We start from the raw sequence: 25,842 nt of genomic DNA, 5'->3' as shown, positions 1-25,842 counted from the left end.
AGGAGTCTTGCTGCCCTACAGCGAATATGTGAAGATAGCGCTCAAATACCTGTTTTAATGAACTGTTCACCCTACTTTTCTTCAACTAGGCTCGCCTTTTTATGAAAAAACAGTCCGTCGCACAAACCTTGTCAGTCACTATCGCAGAAACTATCCGCCATAAAATTACGATTGGTGAGTTAACGCCGGGGCAACGTTTATCAGAAGCTGCATTGAGTGAAGAGCTGGATATTTCTCGTAATACTTTAAGGGAAGTCTTTCGCGTATTAACCCAAGAAGGTCTACTCACCTACGCTCCCAATAAAGGGGTGTATGTTTCCGTCCCAGATATGGCGGCAATTATTGATATTTACCAAGTACGTCGATTAATTGAATGTGATTCATTGACCCATGCTTATGCACTGCATCCTGCCGTTCAAAAAATGAAACTCGCTGTCGCTGAAGCTCGAGAACATGAAAAAACGGAGAATTGGGTGGGTGTCGGTACCGCCAATATGAAGTTTCATACCGCGATTGTGGAATTGTCGGACAGTGAAAGGTTAATTAAGCTTTATCATAATATTGCCGCAGAGCTACGTTTAGCTTTTGGTCATTTAAATGATGCCAAACTGCTCTACGCTCCCTATATTGATAAAAACCACGCTATTTTAGAATTACTTGATGCGGGTAAAAACCAAGAAGCTGCCACTGAACTTCTGCACTATCTGGATTTATCTGAACGAACATTACTTGCCGCCTACAAACGCAGTCAATCACTACTATAAAATCCTCAATGTTGCGGGTTGCTCACTTTATTCACTGTCTTTTGTTACCCCTTTATTTTTTTAATTCAATATCTATGCAAGATTATTTGCATAGATATTGCAGAATTAAACACTTCATAAAAATCTCAACTCACAAAAATTGCATTTAACAATCTTTATAGATTAGATTAATCACTTTTTGTTATCAGTTTATCAACACATACAGATACAAACAGAAATAAATATTAACAAAACATTCTATTTCAGAAACTTAATTTACAATTTGTTATAAGTAACCATTGTAAATAACTCTACTTTCTCGAATAAATCATTGTGGTTTTTCCGAATATTGGTTATAAAACTGAGCATAATAAAAATACAATGTTAAATATTATTAATATAAACGAGAATTATTTATGACACTAAACAACATCGTTCCAAAAAAACCGTTTAAATTTGGTTTAGGGTGGCAGATTCTAGTTGCGCTTATTTTAGGTGTTATCGTTGGCGCTTTATTGCACGAAAGCGTGGAATACAAAGATTGGTTAATACTGAATGTTCTCTCTCCCGCAGGTAAGATTTTTATTCAATTAATCAAAATGATTGTTGTACCTATCGTCATTTCGACCTTGATTGTGGGGATCGCTGGTGTCGGGAATACAAAACAATTAGGCACGCTAGGTTTCAAAACTATTCTTTATTTTGAAATCATTACTACTATTGCCATCATTGTGGGTATTTCGTTTGCCAATATCTTCCAACCCGGTGTGGGCATTGATATGTCTCAGCTCACTCAAGTGGATATTTCTCAGTACCAAAAAACGACACAGGAGGTTGCTAGCCATCCTTCAGGGATCGTGAATACTTTATTATCTTTGGTACCGAGCAATATTTTTGCTGCTATGGCGAGTGGCGATATGCTTCCTGTGATCTTCTTCGCGGTTTTATTTGGTTTAGGTTTATCCTCTTTACCCATAGCCAAAAAACAGCCGCTATTAGATGTTCTGCAAACTTTTTCTGAAACCATGTTCCGCGTGACTAACATGATTATGATGTATGCACCAATCGGGGTGTTTGCATTAATTTCCGTCACCGTTGCAAACTTTGGATTTACCTCACTGGTTCCTCTGCTGAAGTTAGTTATTTTGGTTCACTGTGCGATTATTTTCTTCGCCGTTGTGGTACTTGGAATTGTAGCTCGTTATTGCAAAATTAATATTTTTACTCTGATGAGAATATTGAAAGACGAGTTGCTGCTTGCTTATTCCACAGCCAGCTCTGAAACTGTACTTCCACGTATTATGGATAAAATGGAAAAGTATGGTGCGCCAAAATCTGTCACCAGTTTCGTTATCCCAATTGGTTATTCATTTAACTTAGATGGCTCCACTTTATATCAAAGTATTGCCGCCATTTTTATTGCTCAGTTATATGGTATCGAGCTGTCATTAGGGCAAGAGCTTATTTTAGTCTTTACCTTAATGATCACGTCAAAAGGGATTGCTGGGGTTCCGGGAGTTTCATTTGTCGTCTTGCTGGCAACGTTAGGTTCTGTGGGGATTCCATTGGAAGGTTTGGCATTCATTGCTGGTGTTGACCGTATTCTCGATATGGCAAGGACTGCACTTAATGTGGTTGGTAACGCGTTAGCTGCCTTGATTATCGCCAAATGGGAACACAATTATGATGAGAAAAAAGCCCGAGAGTATGAGGAAAGTTTTTAATTAAAGACTAAAAATCCAGACTCTTCTTATTTCTAACTAAAGCCATCTTTAAAATATTAAAGATGGCTTTGAATCAACGTGTTCATCGTTGATCTCCCCTCACCCAGTCTTATGATAATCATTTTAGCATTCAATCGGTTATGCTAACATTACCTAAAATCAGTTGATTAATAGAAATAATATCTATCCTTATCAAAAAACGATTTATTAAATATTTTTTATTGCGCTATTATTTCATTCTACTGCTGATGTTTGTACACTATTAGATCTACGATTGATATATACTCAATGACGACCAGCTAAGCGATAACCTCTTACTCAAAAACAGAAATTGATGAAAATATGCACAACCTAGTGAAAAATAATTTCTTATTAAAATTTATTGCGTTATTTTTGTTCTTTACCGCTATTCATTATGCAATGGGTTACCACTTCAAGATTTTCTACATCCTGGCTATCACAGGAATATTAATTGTCGTTAATGACTATCCTAAAGTGTATAAGACCATTATTGCCATTTATGCGTTGGTGGGTATCAGCTATCTACCTGTAGGGTTACTTTACGGCTATCCCGATTATAATATCTTTTCATCTTTTTATTATACGGATAGCGAGGAAGCTAAAGGCTTTCTTAAAAATATCAATTACAAGTATTATTTATTCTCAATTCTTCTCCTGTGCTTCAGTTATTTCATATTCAAATTGAAGTTTGAAGTGAATAAAAAAAGCAAATATGTTTTCTCTGCTATTTTTTTGATAATCACCGCGATATCCCCTATTAAAGCTCTTTCTGAAGGAAGCTGGCGGTTGCTTTTAACATCTGGATTACCTGAGTATCGTTTCTTTACTGAAAGTCTTTTTTACCTAAACTATTTACAGCAAGAAAAAAAATCTATTGAAGGTGATGATACCTTTGAAACAGTCACCTCCAATCCTAAATATCATGTTTATGTTATTGTTATTGGAGAAAGTGTTCGCCGTGACTTCATACACAGTTATGGCTTTCCAATAGAAAACTCCCCTTTCACCGATACAGTAAAGGGCTATATATTCGATAATTATATTTCTGCATCAGGTTCAACCAACCTTTCGTTGTCGAATACCTTATCTTTATATCCTCAAATGCAAAATAATATTATTTCTCTCGCAAACAAAGCGGGTTTCAAAACTTTTTGGATTTCGAGACAAGGCACTTACGGTAAACATGATGGTCCTGTAGCATCAATCGCCAAGCGTGCAACACATGCTTATTTTGTAGGTGGTAGTGCATTACTCGATAATAATGTTATGTCTCAAGATGCCCCTGTAATCCCTAAGTTTATTGAATCCTTAGAGCAGCCGGGTCAACATAAACTTATTGTGGTGCATTTAATTGGTAGTCATTCACCATTTTGCGATCGGATTGATAATACTTATGAGCAATTTCATATAAGTGACAAACTCTCTTGCTATATTCAATCTATCAAGAATACGGATGTCTTGTTATCTCAAATACAACAGCTACTTATAAAACAAAATACATCATGGTCTATGCTTTATTTCTCTGACCATGGGCTGTCTTTTATCGATAATCAAACTGATCTGATCCATGGTGATAAAACACGGCAAAATTTTGAAGTCCCGTTTTTTATTACATCGTCTGATTCGACTCAACGAGAGGTTATTTCTACTCGTCGAAGTGCAATGAGTTTTATGACATTATTCTCTCAGTGGACAGGAATATCAGAGAAGAGCATTTCTCAATCATGTCTAATGATTTCTAATCAAGAATGTGAAAATCAAAATACCGTCATTAATTTTGATAAAGATCCAATGAGCTTTGAACGGCTCAATCATGACGAAAAAAAATAAAATACCAATCAAAGGCGATAAATTAACTCAGTTTATCGCCTTTTTAATAGTTATTTTTACGTAATTTGAAATTTAATTAGTTACTTATGTGATATTTTTTCGCAAGATTTTATTTCATTACTACGCTAAATATACACTTTAATTTAGGTCATTCTTTATTTGGATCAGCAGCAATGAATCAGGTCAGACGCTTTCTTTTATTCTTAAAAGTTTTACAGCACCTAATGATTATCTTTGTGTTTACGCTGTCATATTTTCTGTTTCAGAATTGGCTATAATTCGATAACGTTGAGCTTAAATCAAATCCCCCCTTTTCTAGTAAAGTAATAAACCGACTATTTAGGGGGAAACTTCTGAGAAGTTATTTGGATGGGTTTTACATAAAGTATTAAATGTACTATTCCGTGTTAAAACGCCGCATCCATCAAGATAAATTTAGGCTCCGCTCTTTGATAGTGATTAATCATTGGTACTAATCGTTGAAAGTGTTCAGACGCACAATGTGAATCTAATGCAGCACGATTCGGCCACTCTTCAATAAAAACAAAATGCCCAGGATCCTTCTCATCAATATAAAGGTCATAAGCAAGACATAGCGGTTCTTTCTTTGTGGCTTCAACAAGTGCCTTATAGAGCGGCAACACAGTTTCTACCGCTTCCGGCTTGATAAAATCTTCAGCAATGACTTTTAGCATGGTAATCCTCTTTGTTTAGCTTGTTAAAATTCAAATCAATCCCTTTCAACTAAGCGAGCCTCAAAGCTCTTATTGAGTCAGCTTAACATCCACATTTCTAATTATCTGCGCTAATTTGGCCTTATCATCATCTGAAAGATAATCATGGTATTTTTCAACAAAGCGCTAGATTCGCTCTGCCCCAGCAATAATTTTCCCTGCGGCTTTATTGATGTCATCTTGATGGGTATTCATGTTGGAACCTCATTAATCTACGCCATGACAAAGAAGGTATTAAGCGTTTGATAAATAATCACCGAGCATACCTTTGCATGGTATATGTTAATTACTGAAAACTTACTCAGCATATAGGGTAGTGAAAGTACAAGAAAGAAATAAGGAAATGGATAAATGACTGACAAAGAAAAAACCCGCTACATCTTTCGATGTAGCGGGTTCTTATTTGGTGCCGGCTACCGGAGTCGAACTGGTGACCTACTGATTACAAGTCAGTTGCTCTACCAACTGAGCTAAGCCGGCTAATTTGGCGGAGAGATAGAGATTCGAACTCTAGGATGGTTTCCCATCGGCGGTTTTCAAGACCGCTGCCTTCAGCCGCTCGGCCATCTCTCCATGGGGCGCGATTATGGAGGAATCACGGGGGCTTGTCTACCCCTGATAGTAAAATAATTGCATTTTTTTGTTCGTTTGACTAATCTTCACTCAATTGTTCTCTATTGCCCTAAAAAAATGCTAATATCTGTGCAAAATCAGTGTCTATAGCGTACCTAGGCGTATGATTTTTAATCTGATTAATCTAATTTGCCAGTGTGACGGCGTGGGACTGTATGTACAAACAATCATTATTAAAACCGAATGTTCTTTCTCGCATTTTTATTGTCTTTATTGTGTTGCTCGTCACAATGCTTTCGTTGTCCCTCTATAATTACTATCACGCATGGATGTTGGCGCACCAAACTGCTATCAACACCCTCGCTAATCGGCTCGCTTATCAAATTGAAGATTATCGTTATCAAGCAGGTCACATCTATAAGCTTGCGAATGATAAAACCACACCAGACTCTGTTAACGACATTTCTGTGACAGAAATGCGCCACGATGTTTATTGGCTGAGTAGTAATAACCAGACCATTGATTCCATCGTCTTTGGTCTCAATAAACCAAGCAGTAAAATCTTAGCGACAAAGCTCGCGAACTATATGGAGATTGTATGGGGAGCGAGGAATGAATTTAACTCCATGTACTACCTGAATGGCCAAGACAACTCCTTAGTGCTGGTAACCACCCATTCCATCCTAAAACCAGAGATACGATACAAAGAAAGCTATCTAACGCTAACCGCGGAAGACAAACGCTCGGATATGATCACTCAATCGACATTATTAGATCGCCGTGAAGTCATCTCCAATATGCAGAAAAATGCGCAGGATAATGTCTACTTCTATACCTATCGTTTAGTCTTTAATTCGCCAGGGCGCTTAAGTAGTGTGATCTCCTTTGATATTTCTATCAATTCAATCCTCCCTTTTACGCTACAGGCCGATGATATTTCGATCTCACAGCGCCCAAACAATCAAGAAAATAGCCAAGCGGCCAGCAAACTCATTGGTACCAGCTTGATGCTATCTCAACCCATTGAAGGTACGAATTACCAGATTAACTATACCCTTTCACTGAAAAGTATTATTTTCGGGGTACTAAGTTACAATTTTTGGCTAATTACCTGCATGATTGCGGTCAGTGTTTTGGCCTTGATCACCACAATGTTTATCCGCAAGCGTATTATTTCACCCAATGCTTCAATGCTGGATGAGCTTCAGTTTAAAGATGCACTTAATAATGACATTCTTAGCCATATTTCTTATGGCATCCTAGTCTTTGATTTTAATAGCAATAAAAAGCTATTGAGCAACAGTATCGCGAACCACTTATTACCGTCTATGGATCTGATACATATCAAAGAGATGGCAACCGATCATAATGATATCATTCAAGTTTCAATAGAAAACAATATCTATGAAATCATTTTGGTGAAAAGCTTAATTAAAGAAAACACCATTTTGTTTATCATCATAGATAAAGATAAAGAAGTTCTGACGCAAAAACGCCAAGAAATGGCTACGCGTGAGCACCAAAGAAATATCCAACTTAGAAAAGTGGTTTTCGAGAATATTTGTCAGGAAATTTTGCCTGCCATTAACCAAATTGATGCCAAATTTAATCAATTGAGCATTTCACTCGACGAACCTAAAAATCCATTATTATCTGAAATTCAAAACCAACTGTTTTATATCAATAATTGGTTTAGAAATATCGCGCTTATTAGCCAATTGGAAACTCAACAGATTGAGTTTAAAACAGAAAAATTTGCAATTGGTCATATAATTAATCAATTTCTTAAACAAAATTTAGCCCATTTAAATCGTAAAGGACTTTCGTTCTATTTTTATAACAACATAAATCCGGACTCATTAATTGAAAATAACCCGGATTATTTCCAAACTTTATTCCAATCAATTTGGGAATATTCAATAGAGACTACAGCCTTTGGTAAAATTGTTGTTTCAATTGACTACATCGCAGAAAAAAATGAAATTTCTATTGATATAAAAGACAGCGGAATTGGATTAACTCAGATTGAATTGAACAACTTGCAAAGCCCATTCACAGGGAAAACACAAAGTTCAAATCAATTTAAGCGTTCTGGAATGACCTTTTATCTCTGCAAATTATTAACGAAAAAAATGCAGGGAACATTTAGTATCAAGTCAAGTGATGCTATCGGAAGCCACTATCAAATTAGGCTTCCAGCGCAACCTCAGATGCAAAGCCATGAATACCCTGCTCTGCTTGAAGATATTTATATTCGATTGAATATTCAGAATATTGATGCACGTCAGATTGTTAAACAGACCTTATCGCATTATGGTGCTGAGTTTCTTGATATTGATGAAAGCTCGCCACATAGTAATTGGGATCTCTTAATCGCCGACAATGATGACGTTTCCTTTAATAACATAATTAAAATTAAGGGAAATTTATCTTCAATGACTTGTATTGACCCAAATTACATTGAAGTTAACTACAATTTCGCGGATGAACTTATCGATGCTATCTCACTATTGATAGAACAAGCAGATAAGACAGAAGATAATGATGAATCCGACCTACCTTCATCACTCATTCTACGAGAAAATAACTCTCACTCGAATAATTCTGTCGATAATATTCTTTCAGGCTATCATTTAATTCTGTCGAAGAGCGATTATAAAGATTTGTTTATCTCAACAGTACCGATAGATATTAATAAACTGTATAATAGTGAAAGTGTTGCGAATTTAACCGAATTAAAAGACACTGCACATCGTTTAAAAGGAGTTTTTGCTATGCTTGAATTCCATTATCTTCATAAACTTTGTGAAGATTTGGAACATTACATAGCAGATGAAAACGGATTTGAAATAAAAAATTGCATTAGAGAACTGGATGTCTCAGTGAAAAGACTAATGCCAGAAGGTAACCAATAATATGAATAACCTAAATGTCATTGTTGCCGATGATCATCCTATTGTTCTTTTCGGTATCAGAAAGTCGCTTGAACAGATTGAATGGGTAAACATCGTCGGTGAATTTGAAGATTCTACTTCTTTAATTAATAACTTAGCGCGCCTGAATGCAGACGTTCTGGTTACTGATTTGTCTATGCCTGGCGATAAATACGGCGATGGTATTACATTAATTAAATACATTAAGCGTCACTACCCTGACTTATCGATTATTGTCCTTACCATGAACAATAATCCGGCGATCTTAAGCGCTATTCTTGAGCTTGATATTGAAGGTATCGTACTAAAACAAGGTGCGCCTGCTGACTTACCAAAAGCACTAGCAGCCTTACAAAAAGGGAAGAAATTTACCCCTGAAAGCGTCAGTAAATTGCTTGAAAAAGTGAATGCGAGTGGCTATGGCGATAAACGTTTATCACCAAAAGAAAGTGAAGTTCTACGCTTATTTGCTGAAGGCTTCTTAGTCACTGAAATTGCTAAAAAACTGAATCGCAGCATCAAAACCATTAGTAGCCAGAAAAAATCGGCGATGTTAAAACTGGGTGTTGAAAATGATATTGCACTGCTGAATTACCTTTCATCTGTCAGTATCGACAACACGCCTTCTGAATAACCGTTTTTTTTGCGCTAAAATAGAAGCCCGTTATAGGGCTTCAGACCATTGACAAACCCATCAGGTTTGGAAATGGCTCTTTTGGGTTGTAAAATTAACAAGGAAAATCAATTTATTGATTTTCGACTGATAACACAAAGCAGGAAAAACGACGCTTTTATCCTGCTTTGTCATCAACCTCAAGCCCGTTATAGGGCTTTTATTTTTTCTATTCAATAGATTAGCTATCTAACCAGTGAGTCATTCACTGGGTTTAACATACTTCACCAGCGATTCCCGTAGCACGCTAATCGATGTAGGCTTCGAGAGACAATCATTCATGCCAGCATCAAGACAACGCTGCTTCTCTTCCGCCATGGCATTTGCCGTTAACGCCACAATCGGCTGCTTAAAGCCTTGTTCTCGCAACGTGCGCGCTAATTGATAACCGTCCATATTGGGCATATTCACATCAGAGAGGACGATATCTGCATGATTATGCTCAAGGAATTTCAGCGCATCTAATCCATCGACTGCTGTATTGGTCATAAAGCCAATGCTTGCCAGCTGTTCTGTCAATAGCATCCGGTTAATAGGATGGTCATCAACAATCAAGACTTTAAACGTATTCAAATCTGCATCGGCACCTTCGAGATCGTGGTTTTCTAAACTCTCTTTACTGCCTTGAGCCAGCTTAACAATGATTTTATCAATCAACATTGGCAACTTATCGAGCTGATAAGTGTTATAAAGCCAAGTATTTGGTTGAGTTTCAAATAATTCACCTGAATATAAACTACTGAGTTTGAGTAAGTTTCTATTCTGTAAGACAACACTTTCTTGGCTATCCGTGATCAACAAGTCATACGTCTCATTGATATCAATGGATGAGCCCGTCACCACATTAAAATCATGGTGTTCGAGCAATCTTACAAGAAAATCAATTAAGAATGCATTTTGTCCCGTTACGGCTATACGGTAATTTTTTCGGTACTCCGGAATAGCGGGTTCTAAATATTGCTGGCCGTATAGTGGAATGCGGATCGTAAACGTACTTCCCAGCCCCGCTTGAGAATCCACTCCAATGTCACCATCCATCAAGTTGATGAGTTTCTCGCAAATAGCGAGCCCTAACCCTGTTCCTTTGTGCCCATTATTTTGATCGTAAACTTGGAAGAAGGGATCAAATAATTGCATAACCACTGCTGGGGTCATTCCAATCCCCGAATCTTTGACCTCAATTTTTAAATAATTTTCATCTTTCCAAATATGCAACATCACAAAGCCCGAGTCCGTGAACTTTATGCTGTTATTCACAATGTTGGAAATAACCTGTTGTAGACGCACTGGGTCGCTAAGCATCAGGTCTGGAATGTTAGGCTCAATATAAGAGTAAAGCGACACTTGTTTTTTAGTCGCCAAAGGCACGTAATTAGCAAGGACATAAGCAAATACATTACGGCAATTGAATAGCTTATTTTCGATTTTCAATTGCTTGGATTCAATTTTAGAGAAATCCAAAATATCACTGATAATCTGCAACAGCAGCGATGACGAGTTATCCATCGTAGAGACTAATCGAAGCGCTTTATCTGATAAATCATATCGTTGTAATAATTCAATATTACCGATAATCCCATACAATGGCGTTCTCAATTCATGGCTTACCGTGGCTAAGAACATCGATTTCGCTTGGTTCGCCTGATCCGCAGCATCTGCGACATCCTGTAATGATTTTTCCATCTGCACGCGGATACTAATATCGATCAATACGCAGATAGCTACATCTTCATTTTGGTAACGTGAATTCACAAAACTAATCTGTAGATGGGTGCCATTTGTAGCAACAACATCAATGTAATTGCTAGATTTTTGGCGAATAATCATCAAGATGCGCTGTTTATCATCTTCACTCAGCAAGCGAAAATAGTTATGTGCGAGCTCATTACTCAGAATATTGCCGCCATCACTTAGCCTTAGAATAATGATCCCAACAGGGGCTGACGCCACAATTTTATGGTTAAACTGTTCATGCTCTTCAAGGCGAATAGCCGTATTGGCTGCTGGTTCTAGCATTCGTCTTTCTAATAACCAAATTAAAAAGAAGATTAACGTACCAGATAGGACATTAATTAATATTGCGTAAATTATTGATGTTTTTAAGTTATCGATTAAATATGATGTTTGGATTGAATAAATAACCGTTAGCTGCGAAGACGCTAAGCGCTTCTTAAAAAACAGCTGAGTATAATCAGAGTTAAAACCGAAATAATTTATCTCTCCAGATGTCAGTAATGGTGAATTTTTAATATTCGCATCTGACGAAGTATAGAGAACCGGTTGATTTGATGAGTTAATTAATGTGATTTCAACGGCCGGATTATTGCGTAAATTAAACTGATTTAAGTTGATCGCACGCTCAATCCCAATAAAACCAACAATTACGCTTTTCCTATAAATAGGGATCATCAAATAGAGTTGACCATTTGATGGTTGAGAGCTGTGAATAATAGTATATAAATTACGCTCTTGCCCCTGCTGCCTTAGCTGCTTATAGATCCGCGTATTGTCATAGACCACTTTTTTTAACGTATCAATATCAGAAACAGCAGCGCGAATTGAATAATCCATCATGCAATAACTGCCTGTTCCAAAGACAAATACGTGATTTAAGCCTTGGGGTACCGCAATGCTATCTTTCCAGAAAACATTAAGTTGTTCAAAAGCAGAAAGGTAGTTCTGAGTTCGCTGCTTAAATACATCACAATCTGCCGATGGCATGAGTGGGTATAGCGAGTACGACGTGGATGTGGGTAAAGTGATATCTTCTTGTTGAATACCCACTTTTTGTTGATGTTCTTCGTCTTTGAGCCGTTGCTGTTCTGTCATGGAATGGATCAGGCGAAGAGTAGCATTCGACTGCTGAATGTAAACTTGCAGGTTTTCATAACCAGAATGGAATTGCTGGCGCAGATCAGATTTATGCTCATTAAACTGGGTATAAAGGAAAAACAGAGTGATGAAAAGCCCCATTCCCCATAGCATAACGCCTAGGACACGAAAAAGATCTCTAGATAATCTGAGGGATGTTTTAAACGAGGGTAAATATCTCAATCCGTTACCTACAAGTACATTATCACTATTACTGAGTATACTCGATTAACTCAATGAAAAGCGACAACCAATAACTTCCATGTCTATTGCTCGTGTAAAGATACAAAAACGGGCGGATAATCCGCCCGTTTCATTTATGGATGAAACTTACTCTTCGGTATCTGCATCCGTTTGTGCTTCGCTGTCGACATCAATACCCTCTTCATCGGTATTTTCATCATCTTCAGTTTCAGCAACACGCTGTAAACCAACAACTTTTTCATCTTCAGCAGTACGAATCAACGTCACACCTTGAGTATTACGTCCAACGACGCTAACTTCAGAAACGCGGGTACGAACCAGAGTCCCTGCATCCGTAATCATCATAATTTGGTCGGTATCCTCAACTTGGATAGCACCAACAACTTGACCATTACGCTCGCTCACCTTAATAGAGATAACCCCTTGAGTTGCACGAGATTTTGTTGGGTATTCTGCTTCTTCAGTACGTTTGCCAAAGCCGTTTTCAGTCACGGTCAGAATATGGCCTTCACCACGAGGAATAATTAAAGAAACAACCTTATCGTCGTCCATTAATTTAATACCGCGAACACCTGTCGCTGTACGTCCCATCGCACGAACCGCATCTTCTGCAAAGCGTACAACTTTACCTTGCGCAGAGAACAGCATGACTTCATTGCTACCGTTGGTTAAATCAACACCAATCAGCTCATCGCCTTCGTTCAAGTTTACGGCAATAATACCAGCACTTCTTGGGCGGCTGAAATCTTGTAGAGGGGTTTTCTTCACGGTACCACTCGCGGTAGCCATAAAGACATAATAGCCCTCTTCGTATTCACGCACTGGTAAAATCGCGGTGATACGTTCATCTTGCTCAAGTGGCAGTAAGTTCACAATTGGACGTCCACGAGCACCACGGCTAGCTTCAGGCAATTGATAGACTTTCATCCAATATAAGCGACCCCGACTTGAGAAACACAAGATAGTATCGTGGGTATTCGCCACCAACAGACGCTCAATAAAGTCTTCCTCTTTAATACGCGCTGCAGATTTACCTTTACCACCACGGCGCTGTGCTTCGTAGTCAGACAATGGCTGATACTTCACATAACCTTGGTGAGATAGCGTTACCACCACATCTTCTTGGTTGATCAAATCTTCAATATTGATATCTGCGGTATTTTCAGTGATCTCAGTACGACGCGGGTCGTTATAAGCATCACGAATCGCTTCTAACTCTTCACGAATAACTTCCATTAAACGCTCAGGGCTACGCAGAATAAACAGTAATTCTTCGATTTGTTTCAGAAGTTCACGATACTCTTCCAGCAGTTTTTCATGCTCAAGACCGGTTAATTTCTGTAAACGCAGATCCAAAATCGCTTGTGCTTGCTGTTCAGTCAGGAAATATTGACCTTCATGAACACCATATTGTGGCTCTAACCACTCAGGACGCGCAGCATCATCACCCGCACGTTCCAGCATTGCAGCAACGTTACCCAGATCCCAAGAACGGGCAATCAGCCCAGCTTTTGCTTCTGCTGGTGTTGGTGCTTTACGGATCAATTCGATAATTGGGTCGATATTCGCCAGTGCCACCGCCAACGCTTCAAGGATGTGCGCACGGTCACGGGCTTTACGCAGTTCGAAAATAGTACGACGTGTAACAACTTCACGACGATGGCGAACAAACGCGGCAATAATATCTTTCAGGTTCAAGATTTTTGGTTGACCCTGATGCAGAGCCACCATGTTGATACCGAAAGAAACTTGCAGTTGAGTCAGTGAATACAGGTTATTGAGCACCACTTCGCCAACAGCATCGCGTTTAATTTCAATAACAATGCGCATACCGTCTTTGTCAGACTCATCACGCAGTGCACTGATACCTTCAACGCGTTTTTCTTTAACTAATTCCGCAATTTTTTCAATCAAGCGCGCTTTGTTCACTTGATACGGAATTTCGTTGACGATAATGGTTTCACGGCCATTTTTTTCATCAACTTCGACCTCGGCACGCGCACGAATGTACACTTTACCGCGACCGGTACGATACGCATCGATAATACCACGACGACCATTGATGATAGCGGCGGTCGGGAAATCTGGGCCTGGGATGTGTTCCATCAAGCCTTCGATACTAATATCTTCGTCTTCTATATAAGCTAAGCAACCATTAATCACCTCCCCTAAGTTGTGCGGAGGAATATTCGTTGCCATCCCGACGGCAATCCCCGAAGAACCATTGACCAAAAGGTTAGGTATCTTCGTTGGCATGACTTCTGGGATTTGCTCTGTACCATCATAGTTAGGAACAAAGTCTACGGTTTCTTTTTCTAAATCAGCCAGCATTTCATGGGCAATTTTCGCCATACGGATTTCCGTATAACGCATTGCAGCGGCGGAGTCTCCGTCAACTGAACCAAAGTTCCCCTGACCATCTACCAGCATGTAGCGCATAGAGAAAGGCTGCGCGAGACGGACGATGGTCTCATAAACGGCGCTGTCTCCATGTGGATGGTATTTACCGATGACGTCCCCGACGATACGGGCAGACTTTTTATAGGGTTTATTCCAATCATTTCCCAGTACATTCATCGCAAATAACACTCGGCGGTGTACTGGCTTCAGCCCATCTCGAACATCTGGAAGTGCACGACCGACGATAACGGACATTGCATAATCCAAATAGGAACTTTTCAGTTCTTCTTCGATATTGACTGGGGTGATTTCTCTGGCAATCTCGCTCATGGAACCACTGTCCCTCATAACTTCAGATTCAAAGAGTAAACTATACCACAACTCCCTTATTTAATTAAGAGATAAGAGAAGTGAGTATTTGTCTTTCAAGCTATGTATAATAGCGGAAAAATGCGCTTATGTGTCCGAATCTTGTAGATTTTCAAGCAATAGTCTCTCAAGGATTTTCATATTTGGTCCATAATCCCAATAAATTAACTCACGGGCGACTATCGTCCCATTACGAATTCCAACCTATTTTTGCATTTTGCAAAATAAATATAGTCCAATAGGTAAAAATAAGTAATGCGAGGATAGAAATAGATATAGGAGTTCCTCAGATGAATGATACCCAAGACCAAGCGTACCTAAACGTCGACAAACAAGAAATTGAAAAGTTTGAATCGATAGCGTCACGTTGGTGGGATCTTGAAGGCGAGTTTGCCCCATTGCACCGTATTAATCCGCTGCGTTTAGGCTACATCATGCAACGTGTAGACGGCATTTTTGGTAAAAAAATCCTCGATGTTGGCTGCGGTGGCGGTATTTTATCTGAAAGCATGGCGCGCGAAGGTGCGGATGTCACGGGTTTAGATATGGGCGCAGACCCGTTAATGGTCGCTCGTCTACACTCTCTGGAATCCGGTATTCCTGTAGAATACGTCCAAGAAACCGTCGAGCAACATGCGGATAAACACCCTCAGAGCTACGATATCGTGACCTGCATGGAAATGCTTGAACACGTCCCAGATCCAGAATCTGTGGTAAGAGCCTGCGCGAAGTTAGTTAAGCCTGGCGGACATGTTATTTTTTCCACCATTAACCGCAACAGAAAAGCATGGCTAATGGCTGTCGTGGCAGCGGAATATGTGATGAAAATGGTTCCGAAAGGCACCCACGATGCCAATAAGTTTATCCGTCCATCCGAATTAATTAGCTGGGTCGATAAAACGCAATTAAAAGAACAACATATGATGGGGCTGCATTATAATCCAATCACCGATAAATTTTGGTTAGGGCCTAACGTTGATGTGAACTATATGCTGCATACGATCAGCGAATAAATAGCAAGCGGTACGTTTAAGAAAACAGCAAACGGTCTCAACTTTACAAAATAATTTTTAGTCAAATGTCGGTAAGTCAATTTTTAGCAACTCCACTTCTCATGCAGCTTACCGACATGATCAATTTTTATTATCCAGTTGTTATCCACAAGAACCATCAAATTTGTACACTTGATAAAATCACACATTAACATTATCTTGTTATTAGATTCTTAACAAACTACTACATATAGTGGTCATCACAAATTTAATATACAAGTCTCATGACCATCCATCATGAGCTTTTTTACGTTTGGGACCCTCTATTTGTAACTCAACCAAGGTGTACTTGCTCATGAACCAGAGTCTGTTAGTCACAAAACGTGATGGACATAAAGAACGCATTGACCTCGACAAAATCCATAAAGTTATTACATGGGCGGCGGAAGGTCTTAGTAACGTATCAGTTTCACAGGTGGAGTTACGTTCTCAGATTCAGTTTTATGATGGGATCAGAACTTCTGATATTCACGAAACGATGATTAAAGCCGCTGCTGACTTAATCACCGGTGAAACACCAGATTACCAATACCTTGCTGCACGCTTAGCGATTTTTAACCTGCGCAAAAAAGCCTATGGCCAGTTTGAGCCACCAAAATTATATGCCCACGTAAAACATCTGGTTGAGATGGGTAAATATGATAAGCATTTGCTGGAAGACTACTCTGAAGCAGATTTCGAGCAAATGGATGGTTTTATTGACCACTGGCGTGATATGAACTTTTCCTACGCCGCTGTTAAACAGCTAGAAGGGAAATATTTAGTTCAAAACCGTGTCACCGGTGAAATCTACGAAAGCGCCCAGTTTTTATATATTCTGGTTGCGGCATGCTTGTTTTCTCATTACCCACAAGCAACCCGTTTAGATTACATCCGTCGTTTCTATGATGCGGTATCAACATTTAAAATTTCTTTACCTACGCCAATTATGGCGGGGGTACGTACACCGACACGTCAATTCAGCTCTTGTGTTCTGATTGAGTGTGGTGACAGCCTTGATTCTATCAACGCAACCTCAAGTGCTATCGTGAAATATGTGTCTCAGCGTGCCGGTATCGGTATCAACGCGGGTCGCATCCGTGCACTGGGTAGCCCAATCCGTGGTGGTGAAGCCTTCCACACTGGCTGTATCCCATTCTATAAGCATTTCCAAACTGCGGTAAAATCTTGCTCTCAAGGTGGCGTACGCGGTGGTGCAGCAACCCTGTTCTACCCTATCTGGCACTTAGAAGTAGAAAGTTTATTAGTCCTGAAAAACAACCGTGGTGTTGAAGGTAACCGTGTTCGCCATATGGACTACGGTGTGCAGCTCAACAAATTAATGTATGAGCGCCTGATCAAAAACCAAGATATCACCCTGTTCAGCCCATCGGATGTTCCGGGTTTATATGACGCGTTCTTCGCCGATCAAGACGAATTTGAACGTTTATATGTGCAATATGAGCAAGATGAGAAAATCCGTAAATCCAGTGTGAAAGCGGTAGAATTATTCTCATTAATGATGCAAGAACGTGCATCCACAGGCCGTATCTATATTCAAAACGTTGACCACTGCAACACCCACAGCCCGTTTGATCCGCAGGTTGCCCCTGTTCGTCAATCTAACCTGTGTCTGGAAATTGCACTGCCAACTAAACCATTAAATAACGTTAATGACGAAAATGGTGAAATTGCCCTGTGTACGCTGTCTGCATTTAACTTAGGCGCAATTGAAAGCCTCGACGAGTTAGAAGAGTTAGCTATCTTAGCGGTTCGTGCATTAGACGCACTGTTAGACTACCAAGATTACCCAATCCCTGCTGCGAAGAAAGGCTCCATGGGTCGTCGTACTCTGGGTATTGGTGTGATTAACTACGCTTACTACTTAGCGAAGCATGGCGTTCGTTACTCCGATGGTAGCGCCAACAACCTGACGCACAAAACGTTCGAAGCGATCCAATATTACTTATTGAAAGCCTCAAATGAATTGGCAAAAGAGCAAGGCGCTTGCCCGTGGTTCAATGAAACCACCTATGCACAAGGCGTGTTACCTATCGACACTTACAAACGTGAGCTCGATAAATTAACTGACGAACCACTGCATTATGATTGGGAAGCGCTGCGTAACGATATTAAACAATACGGCCTGCGCAACTCAACACTGTCTGCATTAATGCCATCAGAGACCTCGTCTCAGATTTCGAACGCGACTAATGGTATCGAACCACCGCGCGGTTATATCAGCATTAAAGCATCAAAAGACGGTATCCTGCGCCAAGTGGTACCAGATTACGAAAATCTGAAAGGTGCTTACGAGCTATTATGGCAAATGCCTTCCAATAGCGGCTATTTGCAGTTAGTTGGGATCATGCAGAAGTTTATCGACCAGTCGATTTCTTCGAACACAAACTATGACCCAACCCGTTTCCCGAATGGCAAAGTGCCAATGAATCAACTGTTAAAAGATTTATTGTTAGCCTATAAGTTTGGTGTGAAAACACTTTACTACCACAACACCCGTGATGGTGCTGAAGATGTTCAGGGGGATCTGGAAGAGGTTGTTGAAACCGCAGATTCTGATTGTGAAGGCGGAGCTTGTAAAATTTAATAGGGATGGTTATGTCACATTCATACACGATTTTTTCTCAAAAAAAGAATAACCAGCTGCTGGAGCCGATGTTTTTCGGCCAGCCTGTGAACGTTGCCCGTTTTGATCAGCAAAAATACCCTATTTTTGAAAAACTGATTGAAAAGCAACTCTCATTCTTCTGGCGCCCAGAAGAAGTTGACGTGGCGCGCGACCGTATTGATTACAATGCGCTGCCTGATCATGAGAAACACATTTTTATCAGTAACCTGAAATACCAAACGCTGCTCGACTCTATTCAGGGTCGCAGCCCTAACGTGGCATTTTTACCACTGATTTCAATCCCAGAATTAGAGACTTGGGTTGAAACTTGGTCATTCTCGGAAACTATTCACTCACGTTCATACACGCATATTATTCGTAATATCGTGAATGACCCGGCGATTATCTTTGACGATATCGTTGAGAATGAAGAAATTCTGAAGCGTGCAAAAGATATTTCTGAGTACTACGACACGCTGATCGAAATGACCAACTATTATCATATGTTTGGTGAAGGGACGCATACGCTGGGTGGTAAACAAGTCACCGTTTCACTGCGTGCACTGAAAAAGCAACTTTATTTATGCTTAATGAGCGTTAACGCCCTTGAAGCAATTCGTTTCTATGTCAGCTTCGCGTGTTCTTTCGCCTTTGCAGAGCGCGAATTGATGGAAGGTAATGCAAAAATCATCAAGCTAATTGCTCGCGATGAAGCGCTACACTTAACAGGGACTCAGCATATGCTGAATCTGTTACGCTCTGGTCAAGACGACCCTGAGATGGCAGAGATTGCCGCTGAATGTGAAGATGAATGCTATCGCCTGTTTGTCGATGCGGCAGAACAAGAAAAAGAGTGGGCTGAATATCTGTTCAGCGAAGGCTCTATGATTGGTCTGAACAAAGATATTCTGTGCCAGTATGTCGAATATATCACCAACATTCGTATGCAAGCAGTTGGTCTGAAATTACCATTTGAAGCGCGTTCTAACCCTATTCCATGGATCAACGCATGGTTAGTGTCTGACAACGTTCAAGTGGCGCCACAAGAAGTGGAAGTCAGCTCTTATTTAGTCGGTCAGATTGACGCTGAAGTTAACACCGATGATTTGAGTGATTTCGAACTGTAATTATGGCAAGTCATAAAATCACCCTGCGTCTTACGCAGGGTGTGCAAGTCCCCTACCACACGGATGTTCACACCAGTTTATTGGACGCCCTTGAAGATAGCCGAGTGCCTGTCGAATACCAATGCCGAGAAGGCTACTGTGGCTCATGCCGCGTAACATTATTAAAGGGAAAGGTTGGATATAAACAGAAGCCTTTGGCCTTTGTTCAAGAGGGTGAAATATTACCCTGTTGCTGCCATCCGCTTTCCGATATTGAAATCGAGTAGCGGCCCAAGTAATACGGGGTCTATCTAACAATAAAAAGCGATTGCTTTGATGACTCGAGCAATCGCTTTTTGCTTATAAACTTTTTACTTATAAAATAATACCTAAAATAATGCAGGTTGCAGGTAGGCAGCTAGCCCCCTGCAATTTAAAGTATGACGGGTATCTTTATAAATAGCCGTACATTGCAGCAAAAATCCAACCAAACACACAGGATACACCCACCCCGATTAAGCCCGGCAGAATAAAGCTATGGTTGATAACAAACTTACCAATGCGCGTGGTACCAGAACGGTCAAATTGAATTGCCGCAAGGTCGCTTGGATACGTTGGCAGGATATAATAACCATAACACGCTGGTGCAGATGCGATAATGTACGCAGGATCAACACCGATACCCAGAGCAATTGGCACCACCGCTGCTAATGCCGCAGCTTGCGAGTTAACAAACTTCGATACCAACAGCAAAATCACTGCATACGCCCAAGGGAAATCTTTGACTAATGAACCTAAAGTGCCTTTGATTTCATCCATATGGGCGCCGAACATGGTTTCAGCCATCCACGCGATACCATATACCGCCACGATAGCAATCATCCCTGAACGGAATACTTCGTTTTTAGAAATCTGTCCTGGATTGGTTTTACAAATGATAATGATCAGCGCACCCGCTAATAACATGAACATCTGGATCACTAATACCATCGATAACGGCTTACCGTTAATTAATGGTCTGAGCTCAGAAAATGCGCCCAGTAATGCCACCACAACGATAGATGCTAAGAAAATCCACATTGCTACCCAGTTAATTTTTGGCAATTTTTTATCTAACAGCGTAACGCTATCACCATAAACATAGTCATTGTTTTCAGGCACAGAGATAAATTCTTGGAATACCGGGTCTTTATCCAGATCTTTACCGCGGAACCAGCTAAAGATACCTATCGCTAAGATACCGATTAAGGTTGATGGGATGGTGATTGCCAATAAATCTAAAAATTCCAGTGACTTACCGTTGATGGATACGCCATTTAACATGGCGACTAAAGAGACAACTGCCACGGAAACAGGGCTGGCAATAATCCCCATTTGCGCCCCGATACTACTCGCCGCCATGGGTCTTTCAGGACGAATATTATTCTTGATCGCTGCATCGTAAATGATTGGCAAAATGGTATACACCACATGCCCAGTACCACACAAAATGGTTAAAATACAGGTAACGAAAGGTGCAACAATAGAAATGTATTTTGGATTTTTACGCAGTAAACGTTCTGCGATTTGTAGCATAACGTCCAAACCGCCTGATGCTTGTAAGGTTGCTGATGCTGCAACAACAGCAATGATAACAAGCATAACGTCTACAGGCGGTTTTCCTGGAGGTAAACCAAAGCCAAAGACAAGTATAACTAGGCCAACACCACCTAGCAGCCCGAGCGCCATCCCCCCTTTTCTTGCTCCGTAGAACAAGCAGACAAGAATAATGGCAAGTTGAATCATAAAGTCCATAGGTCCATCCTTTATTTATAGGTTTCCCTTATTATCCAGATGGTCTTAACGTATTAATTTGATTTATATTAATTTAAAAAACAATATTGTTTTATTTTCATTCCTAATATTTTGCCCTCATCACAAAATTTCCCTTTAGTTGCTGCCATAATGCTCAGTTAAGTAATATAATGAGTAAAATCAATCTAATAAACCCCATTTTTTAACATTTAAACCCCACCACGGTTACCCTTTCCATCATTCTTTAACATCATTTCACACATCGTTATCAACACTTCCTTTAGGGCAAACATTAAATAATCTTTTATCTTATTTAGACTGTTAATATATATTTACACTCACTGTAATTCAGATTTGACAGAGTAATCGCAATCGCATAATCTGCTTAAATTATTAATAACCCGAATTCAATCAGAGGAATTTGTGAAGAATCGTACCCTTGGCAGTATTTTGATCGTGGCAGGAACAACAATTGGTGCAGGAATGCTAGCAATGCCGCTAGCGGCAGCGGGTGTTGGCTTCACTGGAATAGTATGTTTGTTAATAGGTTTATGGATGCTAATGAGTTATACCTCATTACTACTGGTCGAAGTTTATCAGCATAATCCTGCCAATATGGGTCTCGGTAGTGTTGCGAAAAAGTACCTCGGCCCCGTTGGTCAAATTGTCACGGGTTTGAGTATGTTATTACTGATGTATGCTCTGACAACTGCCTATATTGGCGGAGCTGGGGTGCTTATCTCTGATAGCCTATCCTCTTGGTGGGGGATCACCGTTTCGACTCAAACAGCCATTATTATGTTCACTATTGTTGGTGGTGCTGTGGTCTGTGTGGGAACACACTCTGTTGATTTTATTAACCGTATCCTTTTTACCGCTAAGACGATTTTCTTAGTGATCATGCTTGCCGTTATGATGCCTCATGCAGAGGCGGTTAACCTAAGCACCATGCCACTCGAAAAAGGCCTTATACTCGCCGCGGTTCCCGTGATTTTTACCTCTTTTGGGTTCCATGGAAGCGTACCAAGTTTAGTCAATTACATGAATGGTGATGTACGCAAACTGCGTATCATTTTCATTACAGGGAGTGCAATTCCTCTGGTTGCCTACATTTTATGGCAGATTGCGACTCTCGGCGCTATCCCATCAAATACATTTATGGGGATCCTTGCCCAGTCTTCAGGCTTAAATGGACTATTAACCGCTATCCGTGATGTCGTTGCCACTCCACGCGTGAATATGGCGGTTGCCCTATTTATGGATTTAGCGTTAGCGACTTCGTTCTTAGGTGTGGCTTTAGGTTTGTTTGATTACCTTGCAGACTTATTTAAGCGCAGCAATGATTTTATTGGTCGTGCGCAAACCACGCTGCTGACCTTCGTACCACCGTTACTTGCCGCCCTATTCTTTAGTAGCTTTGTACAGGCATTAACTTACGCCGCTGTCGCATTATCAGTCCTCGCATTAATCATCCCAGCACTGTTAACGATGCGAGTTCGTAAATTAGAGGCCAAAGGAGTTTATCGCGTCAAAGGTGGCACACCAATTTTAGGTTTAGTTCTGCTCTGCGGTATTGCGGTCATCGCTATCCAATTTGCCATCGTGGCCGGCTTCCTACCGAATGTTGGTTAATCCCCACAAAATTCCACTCATAAAAAAACACCCCAATATGGGGTGTTTTGCTTTTTAAGCTTTTAAAAATGTCTAAATCTATTTTTCAAAATAGTTCATGTTGTAGCTAGGCGGCAAACGCGCTAATCCCTAGGAGCATACACAAGTATGTGACTAGGGTTAGCAAGAGCAGCCAACAACGCTACAACGTGAAGTATGAAGAAAAATTAAAAGGACAGGCCGGCACCTACATACCACCCATCTGCTAACTTCTCATTACGATCATCATGTGCACCTTTCATTTCAATCAGGCGGTAACCTGCATCCACTGAAAGTGGTTTAAATACGGTGTAACGCGCACCTGCTTTCGCTTCCATGTAGGATTTGCTGCCTGAAGTCAGTGATTCTGGTGCGCCATACGCTTCACCGTAGAAACTTAATGATGGCAGTGCTTGCCAGCTTAAGCCGCCGCCTAATGCTGCCGCTGCACCATCAGAGCCATCTTCTGGAGATAAATACAGCGCTTTACCGCCAACATAGGCATTAAATGGTCCTAATGGCAGGCCGAACGTTGCGCCTAGGCTACCTAACTGACCATTGTGGTCACTGCGCGCCCATGAGCCATTAAATGCTAAACCAGAACCTTGAGTTCCTAAACCAGCACTTAATTCTGTAAAATGTTCACCCGCACTGAAATCAGCAGAAATTGCTTGAGCAGCACCCATATAAAATGCAGAGGTCGCTGCAACAGCTAAAAGAACTTTGCGCATTATCATTTCCTTTATTATTAAAAATTAAAGTATCTTGACGATGTTACGTGATTTAGTGCACGTACTCAGTTTTTTTTGCTTAAATTTACGTTAGAACACCGTTTAACGCACAATAAGTGAAATTCATCAGTGGTTTACTTCAATTCAATTCTTCATTTCCTGACTAAACTTCTTACTATGATTACAATGATTGGTCAGAGCGATTAGATAATTAATTCTTTACTTATTATACTGTTCATCAAGTTTATTATAGAGATGAAGTGATATTCTACAAATATTCATCCAGTTAGTTACTTTTGTGTAGTCTATAAATCTAATAGCTTGGGAGTATTGTGATGAAAAAAAGAGGTCTAACTACCGCTTCAGGCGCACCTGTAGTGGATAACAATAACGTGATGACTGCGGGCAAACGTGGCCCGATGCTGTTGCAAGATGTTTGGTTTTTGGAAAAGCTCGCCCACTTCGATCGTGAAGTGATCCCAGAGCGCCGTATGCACGCTAAAGGTTCAGGAGCATTCGGTACTTTCACTGTCACCCATGACATTACCCGCTATACCCGTGCTAAATTATTCAGTGAAATTGGCAAGAAAACTGATTTATTTGTCCGCTTCTCCACCGTAGCAGGTGAACGTGGTGCCGCTGATGCCGAGCGCGATATCCGTGGTTTTGCCATGAAATTTTATACCGAAGAAGGTAACTGGGATATGGTGGGCAACAACACCCCTGTATTCTATCTACGTGACCCGCTGAAATTTCCAGACTTAAACCACGTCGTTAAACGCTGCCCTTACACCAATATGCGCAGTGCAGCCTATAAATGGGATTTTTTCTCTCATTTACCTGAGGCACTGCATCAATTAACCATTGATGTGAGCGACCGTGGATTACCAAAAAGCTATCGCTTTATGCATGGCTTTGGTAGCCATACCTATAGCTTTATCAATGCGAATAACGAACGTTTTTGGGTGAAATTCCACTTCCGTAGCCAGCAAGGTATCGAAAACCTTATGGATGACGAAGCAGAAGCGCTGATTGGTAAAGATCGTGAAAGCTCTCAACGTGACCTGTTCGATGCTATCCAACGTAAAGAATATCCTCGCTGGAACTTACAGATTCAGATCATGCCAGAAAAAGAGGCGTCAACCGTCCCTTATAACCCATTTGATCTAACCAAAGTGTGGCCACACAAAGACTATCCATTGATTGATGTGGGATATTTTGAACTGAACCGCAACCCAGATAACTATTTCTCGGATGTGGAACAAGCTGCATTTAGCCCAGCGAATATCGTTCCGGGCATTGGATTCTCTCCAGACAAAATGCTGCAAGGTCGCTTATTCTCTTACGGGGATACTCAGCGTTACCGTTTAGGTATTAACCACTATCAAATTCCGGTGAATGCGCCACGCTGCCCATTCCACAATTATCATCGTGATGGTGCAATGCGCGTTGATGGCAATAGCAGCAATACCGTAACCTATGAGCCAAACAGCGCAGGTATGTTCCAAGAACAACCGGACTACAGCGAACCGCCATTATCCATCGAAGGTGCGGCTGATCACTGGAATCACCGTGAAGATGAAGATTACTTCAGCCAGCCTCGTGCACTGTATGAATTACTGGACGATGCCGAACATCAACGTATGTTCCAACGTTTAGCAGGCGAACTGATTGAAGCGTCAGAAGAGACACAAAAACGTCAAATCGAGTTGTTTAAGAAAGTACACCCAGAATACGGTGCTGGTGTTGAAAAAGCGCTGAATGCGCTGAAATAAGCAAAAGTCTCCTGTTATAACCAAGCGCTAGAGCTTTCTAGCGCTTTTATC

16 protein-coding genes and 2 tRNA genes are annotated in these 25,842 nt (G+C 40.5%); 11 read left to right on the top strand and 7 right to left on the bottom strand.

Annotated elements, in window-relative coordinates:
* Positions 1 to 101 precede the first annotated feature (101 nt).
* The 3 genes from GKR48_RS11335 (at position 102) to GKR48_RS11325 (ending at position 4,318) form a co-directional block, all read left to right on the top strand.
* Entirely contained in the window at positions 102 to 764 is a 663-nt protein-coding gene (locus GKR48_RS11335; RefSeq protein ID WP_154628160.1) for a GntR family transcriptional regulator, read from the top strand.
* A 395-nt stretch (positions 765 to 1,159) separates the two neighbouring features.
* Complete coding sequence (gene gltP, locus GKR48_RS11330; protein ID WP_154628159.1) at positions 1,160 to 2,467, top strand: glutamate/aspartate:proton symporter GltP; 1,308 nt, start codon at positions 1,160 to 1,162, stop codon at positions 2,465 to 2,467.
* Positions 2,468 to 2,809: 342 nt separating this feature from the next.
* Positions 2,810 to 4,318: a phosphoethanolamine transferase gene (locus GKR48_RS11325; RefSeq protein WP_154628158.1), complete on the top strand. Its 1,509-nt coding sequence runs from the start codon at positions 2,810 to 2,812 to the stop codon at positions 4,316 to 4,318.
* 407 nt (positions 4,319 to 4,725) lie between these two features.
* Here GKR48_RS11325 and GKR48_RS11320 read toward each other — a convergent pair whose 3' ends face one another.
* The 3 genes from GKR48_RS11320 to GKR48_RS11310 all read right to left on the bottom strand — a co-directional run bounded on the left by GKR48_RS11320 (position 4,726) and on the right by GKR48_RS11310 (position 5,625).
* A complete protein-coding gene (locus GKR48_RS11320; protein ID WP_154628157.1) occupies positions 4,726 to 5,013 on the bottom strand; it encodes a putative quinol monooxygenase in 288 nt (95 codons plus the stop codon).
* A gap of 443 nt (positions 5,014 to 5,456) precedes the next feature.
* A tRNA-Thr gene (locus tag GKR48_RS11315) sits at positions 5,457 to 5,532 on the bottom strand.
* Positions 5,533 to 5,537: 5 nt separating this feature from the next.
* Positions 5,538 to 5,625: transfer RNA gene (locus GKR48_RS11310), tRNA-Ser, on the bottom strand.
* A 215-nt stretch (positions 5,626 to 5,840) separates the two neighbouring features.
* Here GKR48_RS11310 and rcsD point away from each other — a divergent pair.
* A complete protein-coding gene (gene rcsD / locus GKR48_RS11305; protein ID WP_154628156.1) occupies positions 5,841 to 8,540 on the top strand; it encodes a phosphotransferase RcsD in 2,700 nt (899 codons plus the stop codon).
* A 1-nt stretch (position 8,541) separates the two neighbouring features.
* Positions 8,542 to 9,192: a response regulator transcription factor RcsB gene (gene rcsB / locus GKR48_RS11300; protein WP_154628155.1), complete on the top strand. Its 651-nt coding sequence runs from the start codon at positions 8,542 to 8,544 to the stop codon at positions 9,190 to 9,192.
* A gap of 240 nt (positions 9,193 to 9,432) precedes the next feature.
* On the opposite strand, the gene rcsC is transcribed toward rcsB, so the two are convergent.
* Both rcsC and gyrA read right to left on the bottom strand, forming a co-directional pair.
* Positions 9,433 to 12,285, bottom strand: coding sequence for a two-component system sensor histidine kinase RcsC (gene rcsC / locus GKR48_RS11295; protein ID WP_154628154.1), 2,853 nt, complete (start codon positions 12,283 to 12,285; stop codon positions 9,433 to 9,435).
* A 147-nt stretch (positions 12,286 to 12,432) separates the two neighbouring features.
* Positions 12,433 to 15,036 carry a DNA topoisomerase (ATP-hydrolyzing) subunit A gene (gene gyrA / locus GKR48_RS11290; protein WP_154628153.1) on the bottom strand — a complete coding sequence of 868 codons (2,604 nt, stop codon included), beginning with the start codon at positions 15,034 to 15,036 and terminating at the stop codon, positions 12,433 to 12,435.
* Positions 15,037 to 15,365: 329 nt separating this feature from the next.
* Here gyrA and ubiG point away from each other — a divergent pair, with 329 nt between their 5' ends.
* The 4 genes from ubiG (at position 15,366) to yfaE (ending at position 20,128) form a co-directional block, all read left to right on the top strand.
* Positions 15,366 to 16,088, top strand: a complete 723-nt coding sequence (gene ubiG, locus GKR48_RS11285) for a bifunctional 2-polyprenyl-6-hydroxyphenol methylase/3-demethylubiquinol 3-O-methyltransferase UbiG (protein ID WP_154628152.1) — start codon at positions 15,366 to 15,368, stop codon at positions 16,086 to 16,088.
* Between the two features lie 334 nt (positions 16,089 to 16,422).
* Positions 16,423 to 18,714 (top strand): class 1a ribonucleoside-diphosphate reductase subunit alpha, encoded by a 2,292-nt coding sequence (nrdA, locus tag GKR48_RS11280; protein ID WP_154602862.1) that lies wholly within the window; start codon positions 16,423 to 16,425, stop codon positions 18,712 to 18,714.
* A gap of 11 nt (positions 18,715 to 18,725) precedes the next feature.
* The gene (nrdB, locus tag GKR48_RS11275) at positions 18,726 to 19,862 is read left to right on the top strand and encodes a class Ia ribonucleoside-diphosphate reductase subunit beta (RefSeq protein WP_036952796.1); all 1,137 of its coding nucleotides are present in this window, start codon (positions 18,726 to 18,728) and stop codon (positions 19,860 to 19,862) included.
* Positions 19,863 to 19,864: 2 nt separating this feature from the next.
* Complete coding sequence (gene yfaE, locus GKR48_RS11270) at positions 19,865 to 20,128, top strand: class I ribonucleotide reductase maintenance protein YfaE (RefSeq protein WP_154628151.1); 264 nt, start codon at positions 19,865 to 19,867, stop codon at positions 20,126 to 20,128.
* A 166-nt stretch (positions 20,129 to 20,294) separates the two neighbouring features.
* On the opposite strand, the gene GKR48_RS11265 is transcribed toward yfaE, so the two are convergent.
* Entirely contained in the window at positions 20,295 to 21,635 is a 1,341-nt protein-coding gene (locus tag GKR48_RS11265) for an anaerobic C4-dicarboxylate transporter (RefSeq protein WP_154628150.1), read from the bottom strand.
* 483 nt (positions 21,636 to 22,118) lie between these two features.
* Here GKR48_RS11265 and tyrP point away from each other — a divergent pair, with 483 nt between their 5' ends.
* A complete protein-coding gene (gene tyrP / locus GKR48_RS11260; protein WP_230088653.1) occupies positions 22,119 to 23,267 on the top strand; it encodes a tyrosine transporter TyrP in 1,149 nt (382 codons plus the stop codon).
* Positions 23,268 to 23,473: 206 nt separating this feature from the next.
* On the opposite strand, the gene GKR48_RS11255 is transcribed toward tyrP, so the two are convergent.
* Complete coding sequence (locus tag GKR48_RS11255; RefSeq protein ID WP_154628148.1) at positions 23,474 to 24,016, bottom strand: YfaZ family outer membrane protein; 543 nt, start codon at positions 24,014 to 24,016, stop codon at positions 23,474 to 23,476.
* A gap of 335 nt (positions 24,017 to 24,351) precedes the next feature.
* On the opposite strand from GKR48_RS11255, the gene GKR48_RS11250 reads away from it, so the two are divergent.
* The gene (locus tag GKR48_RS11250; protein WP_154602866.1) at positions 24,352 to 25,791 is read left to right on the top strand and encodes a catalase; all 1,440 of its coding nucleotides are present in this window, start codon (positions 24,352 to 24,354) and stop codon (positions 25,789 to 25,791) included.
* The last annotated feature ends 51 nt before the right edge of the window (positions 25,792 to 25,842 follow it).

Source organism: Providencia sp. wls1943, assembly GCF_009706275.1.
Lineage (GTDB): Bacteria > Pseudomonadota > Gammaproteobacteria > Enterobacterales > Enterobacteriaceae > Providencia > Providencia zhijiangensis.
This window is presented reverse-complemented; position numbering and strand designations above follow the sequence as displayed.

Bases quoted from the DNA above. Each gene is read 5' to 3' on its own strand.
- gyrA (WP_154628153.1), bottom strand. From the start codon at position 15,036: ATGAGCGAGATTGCCAGAGAAATCACCCCAGTCAATATCGAAGAAGAA.
- GKR48_RS11250 (WP_154602866.1), top strand. From the start codon at position 24,352: ATGAAAAAAAGAGGTCTAACTACCGCTTCAGGCGCACCTGTAGTGGAT.
- GKR48_RS11265 (WP_154628150.1), bottom strand. From the start codon at position 21,635: ATGGACTTTATGATTCAACTTGCCATTATTCTTGTCTGCTTGTTCTAC.
- nrdB (WP_036952796.1), top strand. From the start codon at position 18,726: ATGTCACATTCATACACGATTTTTTCTCAAAAAAAGAATAACCAGCTG.
- gltP (WP_154628159.1), top strand. From the start codon at position 1,160: ATGACACTAAACAACATCGTTCCAAAAAAACCGTTTAAATTTGGTTTA.
- GKR48_RS11325 (WP_154628158.1), top strand. From the start codon at position 2,810: ATGCACAACCTAGTGAAAAATAATTTCTTATTAAAATTTATTGCGTTA.
- GKR48_RS11255 (WP_154628148.1), bottom strand. From the start codon at position 24,016: ATGCGCAAAGTTCTTTTAGCTGTTGCAGCGACCTCTGCATTTTATATG.
- GKR48_RS11335 (WP_154628160.1), top strand. From the start codon at position 102: ATGAAAAAACAGTCCGTCGCACAAACCTTGTCAGTCACTATCGCAGAA.
- ubiG (WP_154628152.1), top strand. From the start codon at position 15,366: ATGAATGATACCCAAGACCAAGCGTACCTAAACGTCGACAAACAAGAA.
- tyrP (WP_230088653.1), top strand. From the start codon at position 22,119: ATGCTAGCAATGCCGCTAGCGGCAGCGGGTGTTGGCTTCACTGGAATA.
- nrdA (WP_154602862.1), top strand. From the start codon at position 16,423: ATGAACCAGAGTCTGTTAGTCACAAAACGTGATGGACATAAAGAACGC.
- GKR48_RS11320 (WP_154628157.1), bottom strand. From the start codon at position 5,013: ATGCTAAAAGTCATTGCTGAAGATTTTATCAAGCCGGAAGCGGTAGAA.
- rcsD (WP_154628156.1), top strand. From the start codon at position 5,841: ATGTACAAACAATCATTATTAAAACCGAATGTTCTTTCTCGCATTTTT.
- rcsB (WP_154628155.1), top strand. From the start codon at position 8,542: ATGAATAACCTAAATGTCATTGTTGCCGATGATCATCCTATTGTTCTT.
- yfaE (WP_154628151.1), top strand. From the start codon at position 19,865: ATGGCAAGTCATAAAATCACCCTGCGTCTTACGCAGGGTGTGCAAGTC.